The 13,526-nt window shown below is 58.8% G+C and carries 11 protein-coding genes and 1 pseudogene; 4 read left to right on the forward strand and 8 right to left on the reverse strand.

Annotation, left to right across the window (positions count from 1 at the left end; genetic code table 11):
* Positions 1-47 precede the first annotated feature (47 nt).
* Both dkgB and AB1286_RS23825 read right to left on the reverse strand, forming a co-directional pair.
* Positions 48-854: a 2,5-didehydrogluconate reductase DkgB gene (gene dkgB, locus AB1286_RS23820; protein WP_430365707.1), complete on the reverse strand. Its 807-nt coding sequence runs from the start codon at positions 852-854 to the stop codon at positions 48-50.
* A gap of 43 nt (positions 855-897) precedes the next feature.
* Positions 898-2,100 carry an MFS transporter gene (locus AB1286_RS23825; RefSeq protein ID WP_430365708.1) on the reverse strand — a complete coding sequence of 401 codons (1,203 nt, stop codon included), beginning with the start codon at positions 2,098-2,100 and terminating at the stop codon, positions 898-900.
* 186 nt (positions 2,101-2,286) lie between these two features.
* Here AB1286_RS23825 and AB1286_RS23830 point away from each other — a divergent pair, with 186 nt between their 5' ends.
* On the forward strand, positions 2,287-3,249 hold the full coding sequence (locus tag AB1286_RS23830; RefSeq protein ID WP_430365709.1) for a mannuronate-specific alginate lyase: 963 nt from the start codon (positions 2,287-2,289) through the stop codon (positions 3,247-3,249).
* On the opposite strand, the gene AB1286_RS23835 is transcribed toward AB1286_RS23830, so the two are convergent.
* A complete protein-coding gene (locus tag AB1286_RS23835; RefSeq protein ID WP_430365710.1) occupies positions 3,212-4,171 on the reverse strand; it encodes a LysR substrate-binding domain-containing protein in 960 nt (319 codons plus the stop codon). The genes AB1286_RS23830 and AB1286_RS23835 overlap by 38 nt on opposite strands.
* A gap of 140 nt (positions 4,172-4,311) precedes the next feature.
* Here AB1286_RS23835 and ydiJ point away from each other — a divergent pair, with 140 nt between their 5' ends.
* Positions 4,312-7,425 (forward strand): D-2-hydroxyglutarate dehydrogenase YdiJ, encoded by a 3,114-nt coding sequence (ydiJ, locus tag AB1286_RS23840; protein WP_430365711.1) that lies wholly within the window; start codon positions 4,312-4,314, stop codon positions 7,423-7,425.
* A 1,410-nt stretch (positions 7,426-8,835) separates the two neighbouring features.
* Here ydiJ and AB1286_RS23845 read toward each other — a convergent pair.
* On the reverse strand, positions 8,836-8,973 hold the full coding sequence (locus AB1286_RS23845; protein WP_430365712.1) for a hypothetical protein: 138 nt from the start codon (positions 8,971-8,973) through the stop codon (positions 8,836-8,838).
* 242 nt (positions 8,974-9,215) lie between these two features.
* Complete coding sequence (locus AB1286_RS23850; RefSeq protein WP_430367392.1) at positions 9,216-9,380, reverse strand: hypothetical protein; 165 nt, start codon at positions 9,378-9,380, stop codon at positions 9,216-9,218.
* Between AB1286_RS23850 and AB1286_RS23855 the strand changes: the two are divergent.
* Positions 9,364-9,468, forward strand: a pseudogene (locus tag AB1286_RS23855) (sigma 54-interacting transcriptional regulator); the annotation flags it as partial. The gene AB1286_RS23850 and the pseudogene AB1286_RS23855 sit on opposite strands and share 17 nt — an antisense overlap.
* A gap of 1,037 nt (positions 9,469-10,505) precedes the next feature.
* Here AB1286_RS23855 and AB1286_RS23860 read toward each other — a convergent pair.
* On the reverse strand, positions 10,506-10,829 hold the full coding sequence (locus tag AB1286_RS23860; RefSeq protein WP_430365713.1) for a hypothetical protein: 324 nt from the start codon (positions 10,827-10,829) through the stop codon (positions 10,506-10,508).
* A 277-nt stretch (positions 10,830-11,106) separates the two neighbouring features.
* Complete coding sequence (locus tag AB1286_RS23865; RefSeq protein WP_430365714.1) at positions 11,107-11,496, reverse strand: hypothetical protein; 390 nt, start codon at positions 11,494-11,496, stop codon at positions 11,107-11,109.
* 239 nt (positions 11,497-11,735) lie between these two features.
* Between AB1286_RS23865 and AB1286_RS23870 the strand changes: the two genes are divergently transcribed.
* Positions 11,736-12,293, forward strand: coding sequence for a hypothetical protein (locus AB1286_RS23870; RefSeq protein ID WP_430365715.1), 558 nt, complete (start codon positions 11,736-11,738; stop codon positions 12,291-12,293).
* Between the two features lie 49 nt (positions 12,294-12,342).
* On the opposite strand, the gene prpF is transcribed toward AB1286_RS23870, so the two are convergent.
* A complete protein-coding gene (gene prpF, locus AB1286_RS23875; RefSeq protein WP_430365716.1) occupies positions 12,343-13,524 on the reverse strand; it encodes a 2-methylaconitate cis-trans isomerase PrpF in 1,182 nt (393 codons plus the stop codon).
* Positions 13,525-13,526 lie beyond the last annotated feature (2 nt).

Raw genomic sequence — 13,526 nt, forward strand, 5'->3', positions numbered from 1 at the left:
GCTTGTTCGCGGTAGAACCGCGGCGAAAGTTCTATTTGCCCGACGTCTCAGTCCCACTTCGCGGCAAGCCCGTCGGGGTTCACTTCGCGGCCGTTGCGCTCGAGCGTCGCGATTTGCGCCATGTCTTCGTCGCTCAGTTGGAGCGTTTGCGCGAGCAAGTTGCTCGCAAGGTTCTCGCGCTTCGTCGACGAGGGAATGACCGAGTACCCGAGGCGCAACGCCCAGGCGAGCGCCACTTGCGCCGGCGTTGCATCGTGGCGTTCGGCGATCATGCGGATGACCGGATCGCCAAGCACTTTGCCGTACGCGAGCGTCATGTACGACGTGATTGGGATGCCCTCCTGACGGAGGAAGTCGACGAGCTTGCGGCTCTGTAGATAAGGACTCAATTCGATTTGGTTGGTCGCGAGGTTTTCGCGGCCGACGACCGCTATCGCTTGTTTGGTCAAGTCGATATTGAAATTGGATACGCCGATCTGCTTGGTCAATCCCTGCGACTTGGCTTGCGCGAGCTCACTCATGTATTCCTCGAGCGGAACGCCGTTGCCGGGCGCGGGCCAGTGAATGAGCGTGAGATCGACTTCGTCGGTGCGCAGCTTGGCGAGGCTCTCCTTGAGGCTTGGGATCAGCTTGTCGCGAGCGTAGTTTTCGACCCAGATTTTCGTGGTCAGGAAGAGATCTTGGCGTGCGACGCCGGAGGAGGCGATCGCTTCGCCCACGTCGGCTTCGTTGCCGTAGATCTGTGCTGTGTCGATCGCGCGATAGCCTAACTCGAGGCCGTTGCGCACGGAATCGATGACGACTTGGCCTTGTAGGCGGAAGGTGCCGAGGCCGAAAGCGGGAATAGTACTCATCACGTTCTCCGTGGAGTCGATTGAAAGAAGTGGAAGCGCCGGTTCAATGGACAACTTCCACAGGCTCCGCGGTGCGTTCGGGCAGGCCGTCGCGCGTGTCGAGGCGGCCGCTCAGTGCCGTCAGCGCGAAGGCGGCAAGCGTGACCGCTGCGGCAATCCACGGCGTATGGCCGAGGCCGATGTGCGCAACGATCAGTCCGCCGAGCGACGAGCCGCCCGCCACGCCTAGATTGAACGCGGCGATGTTGAAACCCGATGCGACGTCGGCTGCCTCAGGTGCGAAATGCCGAGCTTGCTTGACGACGTAGACTTGCAGTCCCGGCACGTTTCCGAATGCGACCGCGCCCCAGCAGAGCATCGTGAGCACGGCGAGCCACGGGCTGTGTACGGTGAACGTCAGCGCGAACAGCACCGCAGCGAGCAACAGGAAGATGCGCTTGAGTGCCTTCACCGGGCCTACTCGGTCGGCGAGCTTGCCGCCCCACACGTTGCCGAGCGCGACGGACAGGCCATAGGCGACCAGCACGATGCTGACTTCGGCGGGCGTGAAGCCGGTAATCTGCTCGAGCAGCGGCGCCATGAACGTGAAGGCGATCAGCGAGCCGCCGTAGCCCACCGCGGTCATCGCATACACCAACGCCAGCCGCGGCTCGGCGAGCACGCGGAACTGCTGGAGCATCGGTGCGGGACGCGTATGTGCCAGATGGCGCGGGACGAAAACGAGTGCGCCAAGCATTGCGACGAGCCCGAATAGCGCGACGATGAAGAAGGTCGCTCGCCAGCCGAAGTGCTGACCGATGAACGTGCCTAGCGGAATTCCCGCGACGAAGGCCACCGTCATGCCGCTGAACATGGTTGCGATTGCGCTGGCGGCCTTGTTCTTGGGAACGAGCGTCGTCGCGATGATGGAGCCCACCGAAAAGAACACGCCGTGTGCGAGGCCGGTCAGGACGCGGGCTACGATCAGCGATTCGTAAGTGGGCGCGCGCCAGGCAACGAGGTTGCCGACCGTGAAGAGCGCCATGAGGCCTACGAGCAGCAGCTTGCGGGGTACGCGCCCGGTCAGTGCGGTCAGCAAAGGAGCGCCGACCGCGACGCTCAATGCGTACAAGCTGACCAGGAGACCGGCCGAGGGCAGGCTAATGCCGAGGTCGGACGAAATCGTCGGGATCAGGCCGACGATGACGAATTCGGTCGTGCCGATGGCGAATGCACTAATAGTGAGTGCGAGTAAGGCGAGGGGCATGGTTTGCGATCCTGTACTTCGATGAAGTCGGAACGAAGTGTGCGCCCTTTACTTTTGATTAAAAACCGGGCTATAAACCAATCTGTTTTGATTTTAAGTCAACAATGAAGCGCACCTTTGCGCGCGCAACTTCGCTTGAGCGTTCCCGGCTCCCCCTCGACCGCACTCGTTACTGTAAAGGCCCGCATGCGCCGTGCATCCGTTCATAGGCTAATCGCCGTTTTGTTTGTCATCTTAGTGTCGATGGGCGCGATGCATTCCGTCCGGGCCTGCGAGATCCCCGCCGCGCTCGAGACGATAGATCCCCCGGGCTTCTACGACGACGCGGCCGGCTATGCGCGCGCTGTGAAACCCATGCGCGAGTTCATCGGCCGGCTCAATGCGTCCGCCGATAACGGAGACTGGTCGTGCGCATTGAGCCTATTGGAAAGCTGGGCCAAGGCCGATGCGCTCATGGGGCGCATTTCAGGCTATCAGGGCTACTACGAACGCTCGTGGGCCGGAACGGATTTCGCGATGGTGATCTTGCGTATGCCGCGCGCGTTTCGCGACCAGAACCGGGTTCGATTCGATGTCATTGATCCGTGGCTCGTGCGGATCGCGCTCGCCACGCGCGATTCGGAAGCGATCAACCGATTGCACAACAATTTAGTGTACTGGGCGGGTTTGAATTTGATTGCGATCGGCACCGTCACCGAGGATGCGGATCTCATCGATTCGGGGCTGCTTCGTATTCGCGAAGGGATCCGCGATATCGGCCCCGACGGCGCGTTGGCACGCGAAGTGAAGCGGGGCAATCGTGCGCTGCACTATCACACGTTCGCACTCATTCCGCTCGTATTTGCCGCCGAGTTGGTACAGCGACGCCGTATCGATCTCTACCGCGAGAACGACGGTGCGATCGGCCGGCTAGCGAATCTGGTCATTGGCGCCGTCGAGGATCCGGCAAGCTTCACGAAAATCACGCCGATCAAACAGGATCTGTTTCCTTGGACGTTCCAAGACGAGTTGTGTTGGATGGAGCCGTATTACACGCGATTCAAGGACGCTCGATTACCGGCGCTCATCGCGCCGCGCCGGCCGCTCAAGGAATGGCGGCTCGGCGGCAACGTTACCCAGATGTGGGGCGCACCCTTGTCAACTCGCTGAGCAACCATTCGCGAAATGCCATGAGCGCGGGATGATGGCGGACCCGCTCAGGATAGATGAAGTAGTAGGACCGCGAACTCGGTACGGGGGCGAACGGGCTACACAAGCGCCCGTCGTTCAATTCGTCTTCGACGAGCATCCGCGGAACGAGTCCGACGCCAATTCCGGCGGCGACGGCCTGAATCAAATGCGAAGTGAGCTCAAAGCTCGGGCCGGGCCGCAGCGCATGATGCGGTAGCCCGAAATGGGCGCACCATTCGCGCCAAGCGTCGGGAAAACTGCTCACGCGTAACAGCGTTAGATGTTCAAGCGCGGCGACCGTTGGGCGCGCATCGGAAGCGCTTTTGCTCGCCGCGGATCGGCCCTCGCCTCTGCGTTTGCGCTTGGCAGCCAGTATGTCGGGGCTGCCGATCAATACCAGTTCTTCCGCATAAAGCCGATGCGCGATCACATTAGCCCAGCGTCCGTCTCCTACAGCGATCGCCGCATCGAGCGCATTCGATGAGAAATCGACTTCCTCGATTCGCGAATGCACGTCGATCTGCAACTCGGGATGCGCACGGTAAAGACGGTGCAGCCTTGGCAGGAGCCACTTCGCGCCGAACGTCGGCAACGTGGCGACGCGCAGATGCCTGAGCCGCGATTCGGAGGAGATCGCCTGCAACGTCGCATTGCGTATCAGCGTCAATGCCGTGCCCAATTCCGTCATATAGGCGCGGCCCGCGTCGGTCGGGACGATGCGTTTGCCTTCGCGCAAAAACAGCGCCACGCCGAGCATGGCTTCGAGCGTTTGCACTTGGCGGCTAACGGCGCTTTGCGTCAGCGACAACTCTTGCGCCGCGCGCGTGAAGCTTTGGTGCCGAGCCGACGCCTCGAAGGCCAGCAACAATGACATCGACGGCGTGAGTTTGCGGTAATTCATTCATAAAGCTCATGAATAACCCGAAGAACTTCCGCTTGCGGTGGAGGAAACGCGCGCGGAAAATCGATCGGGCAAGATCTGTCCCATGCAGAGTCTACATGATGGATGTGACCCATAGGGCCGGCACGGAGTAACGAGCGATGACGATTTCCCGCCTTCCCGCGGACAATTCGACGGGCCGTCTGCATGCGAGCTTTTTCGCCGAGTTGCGGGCGATGGGGTTCGAGGGCGATATCGATCACAGTCAGGCGTTACGCGCTGTGCTGTCCACCGACAATTCGATCTACCAACGCTATCCGACGGGCGTCCTTTTTCCGCGGCACGCGCAAGACGTGCAACGGATCGCCGAATTGCTCGGGCGGCCCCAGTTTCGTGAGGTAACGGTGGCGCCACGTGGGGGCGGTACGGGGACGAATGGGCAATCGTTGACCGATGGCATCGTCGTCGATATGTCGCGCCATATGAATCGAATCCTATCGATCGATGCGCAAGCGCGAACGGCGCGGGTCGAAGCCGGTGTGGTGAAAGATCAACTCAATGCGGCATTGAGAGCGCACGGACTGTTTTTTGCGCCGGAACTGTCCACGTCGAATCGCGCGACCATCGGCGGCATGATCAGTACGGATGCAAGCGGACAAGGTAGCTGTACCTATGGGAAGACGCGCGATCACGTCTTGGCGCTCGAGACCGTCTTGATCGGCGGGAATTTGCTTGCCAGTCGCCCCGTGGATGCTGATGAATTGGAGACCTTGTGCGCGCGGACCGATATCGTGGGGCGCGTGTACCGGACGGCGAAGGACATGAGCGAAACGCACGCCGATTTGATCCGCGAACGTTTTCCGCGATTGAATCGCTGTTTGACAGGCTACGACCTTGCGCACCTGCGCGATGCTGACGGCCGATTTGATATCAACAGCGTATTGTGCGGCTCCGAAGGGACGCTAGGGTTTGTTGTCGAGGCGACGCTCAATGTATTGCCGATTCCGGCTCACGCCGCGCTGGTCAACATCCGCTACGAGAGTTTCATGGACGCGCTGCGCGATGCGCAACCGCTCATGGCGCATCGGCCGCTGTCGATCGAAACCGTTGATTCGACCGTATTGGCGCTCGCCCGTCGCGATATCGTCTGGCGCAATGTAGAGCAGTACCTGCCGGATGTCGATACCGCCGAACACGGTGCGGGCGGGATCAATTTGGTGGAATTCAGCGGAGACGATCCGAACGAGGTGCGCGCTCGCGTGTCGGCGTTCGTCGAACACGTCAGGACCGACGGCGCGGTGCGTAGGCTCGCCGTCACGGTTGCCGACGGCGAGGCAGCGGTCAATCGCGTCTACGCGATGCGCAAGCGTGCAGTCGGTTTGCTCGGCAACGTCAGCGGCGAGAGCCGACCGCAACCGTTCGTGGAAGACACGGCCGTCCCGCCCGAGAATCTCGCCCAGTACATTGCCGAATTCCGCTCGCTTCTCGACGGTATGGGCTTGCGATACGGCATGTTCGGCCATGTCGATGCCGGGGTATTGCATGTCAGGCCGGCGCTCGATATGCGTGACCCGCGCCAAGCCGCGCTCATCCGGCCGATCTCGGATGCAGTGACTGCTTTGACGCTGAAGTATGGCGGCCTGCTGTGGGGCGAACATGGAAAGGGCGTACGTTCCGAGTACGTCCCCGAGTATTTCGGCCCGCTCTATCCCGCTTTGCAAGCGCTGAAAGCCGCATTCGATCCCCACGGCCAACTCAATCCGGGAAAAATCGCGACGCCGGCAGGCAGCAGCGCATCGTTGTTGCGTATCGACAAAGTGCCGATGCGCGGCGACGCCGATCGCCGTATCGACGAACGCGTTTGGCAAGCGAACGGCGATGCGGTCCATTGCAACGGCAACGGCGCCTGCTACAACTTCGATCCCGACGATGCCATGTGTCCCTCGTGGAAAGCGACGCGTCAGCGTGTCCATTCGCCGAAGGGACGCGCAACGTTGATGCGCGAGTGGCTTCGTTTGCAGGGGGAGGCGGGAACGGATTTAACCGCCTCCCCGAAGCCCGCGGCGCTGCCGGTCCGACTCTTCAATAGCTGGCAGGGGCATCGCACGCAGGACGACTTCTCGCATCAAGTTTATGCGGCGATGGCGGGTTGTCTCGCTTGTAAGTCGTGTGCGGGACAATGCCCGGTGAAAGTCAACGTGCCCGAGTTTCGTGCGCGCTTTCTCGAGCGCTATCACACACGCTTCGCGCGTTCGCCGCGCGATTACTTGATCGGATCGCTCGAGTTCAGCGTGCCGTACGTCGCGACGATACCCGGCGGGCGCCGGCTTTATAACGGATTGATGCATGCGCGGCCCGTGAAGGCCATGCTGCGACGGCTGGCGGGTATCGTCGATGCGCCGCTGCTCAGCGAACTGTCGTGGACGGCTGTGGCAAAACGTTGGCGGGTCGAGCCGGCTTCTATCGAGCGCCTGAGCGTTTTGAGCGAGGATCAACGCAGGCGTAGCGTCGTCTTTGTGCAAGATGCGTTTACGCGATTCTTCGAAACCGACGTGGCTGCCGCGTGGGTCGAACTTGCGGCTCGCCTCGGATACCGCGTTTTCGTGGCGCCTTATATGCCCAACGGAAAGCCGCTGCACGTGCAAGGTTTCTTGGGTGCGTTCGAGCGCGTGGCGAAGCGAAATGCGACGCGGCTAAGCGCGATCGCAAGGCTCGATCTGCCGCTGGTCGGCCTCGACCCTGCAATGACGCTCGTTTATCGGCAGGAGTATCGAAAGCTCGAGTCGGTCGATAGCAGTCCTAACGTCTTGCTACCGCAAGAATGGTTGAATGACGTTTTGCAACGGGAAGGAGCCCAGTTGCTGGCGCAACGAAAACGTTCGTCGATCGATTTTCGTTTGCTGCCGCACTGCACGGAGCGCACGAACGCGCCCGCGGCCGCATCGCTTTGGGCTGAGGTGTTCGAGCGCGCGGGCATGTCGTTGACGACAGTCGCGAGCGGCTGCTGCGGTATGTCGGGGACCTACGGACACGAAGCGCGCAACGTGGAAACGTCGAAGACGATATTCGAACAGTCTTGGGCGCGGCACGTGGACGACTGGTGGTCGCCGGGCGAGGCGGGGCAAGCGATGCAGACAAGCGAACACGTGGAGCTGCTTGCGACGGGCTATTCGTGCCGTTGCCAAGTGAGTCGTTTGCGTGGGCGCCGATTACGGCATCCAATCGAAGCGTTACTCGATGTGCTACGACATGAGTCTGTCCCAGCCATATCCTAGCCAGCAAAAACGGGCGACCCCGAAGGCCCGCCCTGAAGCGGCATGTCCCGCGTTTTAGGGCAGCGCGCTGGTAGCTGCCGAGGTCGAAGACTTATTGCGTCTTCGTAGCCGTATCGGCCTTGGCATCGGCGTTCGCCGGAGCGGCTTCCTTATCCGCTAAAGACAAAAAATAGCGTGATCCCGATATAAGAGACTTAAGGCATTGCATCGTTCAGCACCTCAAGCCTATCGAACTTGAAGATGACGGGCCAAAGATGGTCGAGAACGATGGCGAGCGCGGCTAGAAAGCGCAGGCCGGTTAACGTATAAATACATTCATTTCGCATACATACGCGAACCGCGCCAGTTTGGGGCTTGTAACCTGATCGCCCGTTCATTAGATCCGATTCGATGAAATTGCGCTTGCTCACGAATTTGCTTAGTTGGCGGGACGTTTTGGGCCCATTGTGCGGTAACGGCGGGATTGATTGTCGCCAAAAATGGGACAGACGGTTCTTTTTTTAAAGGTGGTATAGGTAATTCATTTCATCGTTGATTCTGGCGGGATATTCGTGCGTTTACTTGTGGCAAGTTGGGCATGCCTAGTTCTATGATGTTCGTAGTCTGCAAAACGGAAGTGTCGGTGCTGTGAATGTATGCGTTTGGAATATGTTGTATGCGGATCGTATTTGCACCTGAATTGAGTGCGTTGATCCTCATGCGAAAAAAACTAGCGCGAGGGGCGATGATGTATGAATGTCTATTGCAAGCGTGCGGTAATGGATAGTGGTGAGCGAAAGTTGGCGCGTCGCCTCCCAATTTGTAGTGGTTCGTGGAGTATTGCTAAATGTTAGAGCGGGTGAGGAAGATGATGGAGTGTGTTGATGGGGTTGAGATGAAGCGGAGGGTTAGGCTATTAATTTCGTTTTGTTTTTGTAAGTTTGCTTGAATAAGGAATATTGTGCGGTGAGATGAAAGTGAAAAAAAGATCTCGTCTGTTGCTTTCTTGCGGTTTCTCGATGGGTTTATTGTTTTTGGCGTTCTTTTGAGACTGTTCGAATTTTCCCGTCAACATTCATACTTTGTACGGGCCGCGATCAATTGGAATTGCCTTGATTGTGTTGGCTGTGTCGGGTGGGTTTTCTGTCGTTGATATGGTTTTTAGATTTGTTCAATTGTATGGGGTGGGAAATGAAATAAATAATTACGTAATTGGAAATAAGTATGCCTATATGCTGATGGCCGCTGTAATGGCCTACGTATTCGCTTTATGGGCGCTTCAGGGAGAATTTTGTCGATGACACATATGGAGTTAAGATGACGACTCTTACTGTAGTAGTGACGACTTGGCGGGCTGGATAGCGTTTCAAGTGTCGTCGATGCGACTGAAACGTATAATGCGAAGCCTACGGCGGCAAATTACGCGAATCTTCAAGCAGCTATCGCAAATGCCGGGGCTGCGATGACCGCGAGTGATCCAGGGATCGGCGTTGCATTTGCTGCAAACGCCATTTCGGCGAATATAGCGAACATGCTGACGAACGGCGCCAGCATGTCGATAAAGGACATCAAGCGATGCAACCGAACGAAGGCGTGGAGCCGTTTGCCACGGGCTATTCGTGCCGTTGCCAAGTGAGTCGTTTGCGGGGGCGCCGCCTGCGGCATCCGATCGAAGCGTTACTCGATGTGCTACCACATGAGTCTGTCGCGGCCGGATCCTAGCCAGCAAAAACGGGCGAGCCCGAAGGCCCGCTCCAAAGCGGCATTTCCAGCGTTTTAGGGCAGGCCGGGTAGCTGCCGAGGTCGAAGGCTTATTGCGCCTCCATAGCCGTATCGGCCTTGGCATCGGCGTTCGCCGGGGCGGCTTCCTTATTCGAGCTCTTTGCCGCGTCTTCGTTCTTCTTGCTCACCTTGTGCGCGTGCATCTTCTTCGCATGCGCGGCCGATTTCTTAGCGGCGCGGTCCTTCGTCGCCATTAATTGCGGTGCCTTTCTGGAGGCGGTGCTCGAACGCGAGTTGTTCGGCTATGAGGAGGGCGCGTTTGCCGGTGTGCGCAAAAGGGGACCGGACAGAGGCAACGCTTGAATATACTCATTTCGCATATATGCCCCATGGGTGCCGGTTTAAGACGAATCAGAACGTGACCGCCTGTCTACTAGATCGGATTCGATGGAGTCGGGCCCGTTCAAGAATTTTATTGATTCGCGGAATGTTTTGGGCTCCCAATGTGGTGCTGGCGGGGTCGATGCCGTCAAAAAATGTATAGATTATTATTTTTTGAAGTTATGAGGGTAATTAATTTGGTCTTTTTGGATTTAAATTTTGGCGGGATATTCATGTGTTTACTTGTGGGAAATGAGGTAGACCAAGCTCTATGATGTTTGTAGTCTTCGAAACGGAAGGGGCGGTGGTATGAGTGTGTGCACTTTGCATACGCTGTATGAGGTTTCGTTTTTGTGTATGGAGCGAGTGTTTGGATTTTCTTGCAGAAAAACTAGTGCTAGGGGGTGGGGTGACGAAATACGGCCGGCTACTGCAAGCGTGTACTAATGAATCCGATACAGAACAAAAATTGCAGGTGCCTCCCTGTCTGTAATAGCTCGTGGTGAGCGTTGTGCTTGCTGGAACGGGTGAAGCTGATCATGGAGTATGTGCCGGTGGAGGCCTGATGAAACGAAAGGCTAGATTACTGATGTCGTGTGTCTTTTCGATGGCTTTGCTGTTTTTGGCATTCTTTTGTGATTGCTCGAACATGCCCGTAAGCATTCAGACTATTGGTGAGTCAGGATTTATGGTGCTCGTTTTGTTGTCGCTCGTGATATCGCTTGTATTTTCCATCCTCGATCTAATTTTCCAGCTTTTTGGCTTGTATGGGAGGCTGAGTGGGGCGGTTGGCTATGTTATTGAAAAAAGATACGTTTACGGATTGATGGTTGGTATTGCAGTGTACCTAATCGTTTTGTCGCTGATGCAAAAGAAATTTTGCCTATAAGGAAGAGGTGAAAAATGACTACTCTCACTGGTTGCTCAACACTCAAACCGCGCTGGCGAACGCGAGGCAGCGGCAAGTTCAAGCACTCACCGATTGGGATTACGCGCGCTTAGACCTCGCCGCAAAACTGGGACGGTTGAGCATCGCTGACCTTCCGGCAGAACCCGGTTAGGAGGCGGCTCGGCTTACCGAGCGGCTGTCGATCACGCCACGAACGAAGATCGTCTGCCTTTAGGGAAATGCGCTTGCCTTCGTACTCCGAGTTCATCGTGGCGATTGCCCCTGCGATGCGTTGGCGACCCAACTCGAAAGCCAGGGTGAGCTGACGCTCGGCTGCATCGAGTGCGCCAAGCTCGCGCTGTGCCAGGTCGGCCGGCAGTGCGAATGCGCGAGATTCCCAACCGAATTCATAGGCGGCAAACCAAAACGACACGTGGACGACTGGTGCTCGCCGGGCGAGCCGGGGCAAGCGATGCAAAAGAACGAAGGAGTGGAGCTGCTTGCGACGGGCTATTCGTGCCGATGCCACGTGAGTCGCTTACGCGGGCGCCGATTACGACATCCGATCGAAGCGTTGCTCGATGCGCTACGACATGAGCCTGCGCCGGTCGCTAGCCAACCAGCAAAAACGGGCGAGCCCGAAGGCCCGCCCTAAAGCGGCATGTCCAGCGTTTTAGGGCAGCGCGCTGGTAGCTGCCGAGGTCGAAGACTTATTGCGTCTTCGTTGCCGTATCGGCCTTCGCATCGGCGTTCGCCGGAGCAGCTTCCTTATCCGAGCTCTTTGCCGTACCTTCGTTCTTCTTGCTCACCTTGTGCGCGTGCATCTTCTTCGCATGCGCGGCCGATTTCTTAGCGGCGTGGTCCTTCGTCGATGCCTTTTCGTTTGCCGTGGCGGCATCGGTCGTTGCCGTGTCGGCCTTCAGTGCGCCATTTTGCGCAGCGGCGCCGGCTTTCAGGTTAGCTTGGCCTGCCGGGGCCGATGCAGCGGCGCTCGTCGTGGCGTTAGTCGTTGCATTGGTGGACGGCGCCGGTGCGGCGGTTTGTGCGAAAGCCGTCGAAACGAGAAGGGCGGAAGCGAGAGCGGCGAACATCGTCTTCATGTGTGTACTCCTATTTGGGGCGGCTGAGAAAGTTCAGCGCTGCCGGTTTAACGTTGTCGCGACGACGCGAGTTGACCCTGCTCTGGTGACAAAACGTAAGCGGTGTGACGAACCACTTACGAATAGCGCCACGCCGATTCATGAGCGATGCATCTCTCAACTTTCGGGACCGCAACGAACCCAGCGCATACGTCGATGCGCTATGCTTGCGCATCGACGCCGCTTATCGTTGATGACACATGAGAAAGAAAATTGGACCGCTGACGATCGCTTGCTTGTCCGCCGCGCTCTTACTTACGGCATGCGACGATCGCGAGAGCGAGCAAGCAATGGGAAAACTTAAGGCATTCTTAACTGCGATCAAGCCCGATGCGTTGCTTTTGAAGGGCCTGACGCCCGGCGTTACGACCGAGGCGCAGATCCTCGATCAAATGGGGCGCCCGGAGACCGAGCGCACGCTCCCGGACGGCTCGAAACGCTTGGAATATCCGCGCGGTCCGCAAGGCACGACCACCTATATGGTCGATATCGGCGCGGACGGTACGTTGCTGGCGGTCACGCAAGTGCTGACGGCGGAGAACTTTGCGAAGGTGCGAATCGGCATGACGCAGCCTGAAGTGCGGCAACTGCTCGGCAAGCCGGGCGAGGTTGCCGTGTATCGACTGAAGCCGGAAACAGTTTGGAGTTGGAAGTGGCAGGAGAACGGTGCCTCGGGCGACGCGTTCTTCAACGTGCACTTCGATGCATCGGGCCACGTTTATACGATGTCGCGCTCCGATATCCTGCGAGGACGCTGAGTTCGCGCAGGCGGGCCTCATCGCCGAGCGACGAGGCCCTTTACGCGACTTAGCCCGGTACGCGCACCCAACCTTCCATGATCACGCGCGCGCTGCGGCTCATCAATGCCTTCTTGACGACCCATTGCCCATCGACGAGCGCCGCTTGCGCGCCGACGCGCAGCGTTCCCGAAGGATGGCCGAATCGCACGGCCTCTTTCTCGCCGCCGCCGGCTGCTAGATTGACGAGCGTGCCCGGAATCGCGGCCGCGGTACCGATGGCGACGGCGGCCGTCCCCATCATCGCGTGGTGCAGCTTGCCCATCGACATGGCGCGTACGAGCAGATCGACATCGGCGGCGCCGACTTGCTTGCCGCTCGACGCGACGTAATCAAGCGGCTTAGCAACGAACGCCACCTTCGGCGTATGCTGCCGCTTCGCGGCATCCTCGAGACGTTCGATAAGACCCATGCGTAGCGCGCCGTATGCGCGAATCGTCTCGAACTTGGCCAAGGCCTTTTCGTCGCCGTTGATGGCGTCTTGCAGTTCGGTGCCTTGATAGCCGATGGCCTCGGCCTCGACGAAGATCGTCGGGATGCCGGCGTTGATCATCGTCGCCTTCAACGTGCCGACGCCGGGTACGTCGAGTTCGTCGACGAGGTTGCCGGTGGGAAACATGGCGCCGCCGCCGTCGCCTTCGTCGGCGGCCGGGTCCATGAACTCGAGCGCCACTTCGGCGGCGGGGAACGTTACGCCGTCGAGTTCGAAGTCGCCCGTTTCCTGAACGGCGCCGCCCGTCATCGGCACGTGTGCGACGATCGTCTTGCCGATGTTGGCTTGCCAGATCCGCACGGTGGCGATGCCGTCGCGCGGGATGCGAGCGGGATCGATCAACCCGTTCGCAATGGCGAACGGGCCGACGGCGGCCGAGAGGTTGCCGCAGTTGCCGCTCCAGTCGATGAAGGGCTTATCGATGGAGACTTGCCCGAACAGATAATCGACGTCGTGATCGGGCCGGGTGCTCTTGGAGAGGATGACGGTTTTGCTCGTGCTCGACGTGCCGTTGCCCATGCCGTCGATCTGTTTCCCGTAGGGATCGGGGCTGCCGATCACGCGCATGAGCAGTGCGTCGCGCGCGCCGCCCGGCACCTGAGCGGCTTCGGGCAAGTCTTGTAGCCGGAAGAACACGCCTTTGCTTGTGCCGCCGCGCATATAGACGGCGGGCACTTTGATTTGCGGTAAGTGAGCCATTC

The organism is Trinickia sp. NRRL B-1857, assembly GCF_050470685.1.
In the GTDB taxonomy this organism is placed as follows: Bacteria; Pseudomonadota; Gammaproteobacteria; order Burkholderiales; family Burkholderiaceae; genus Trinickia.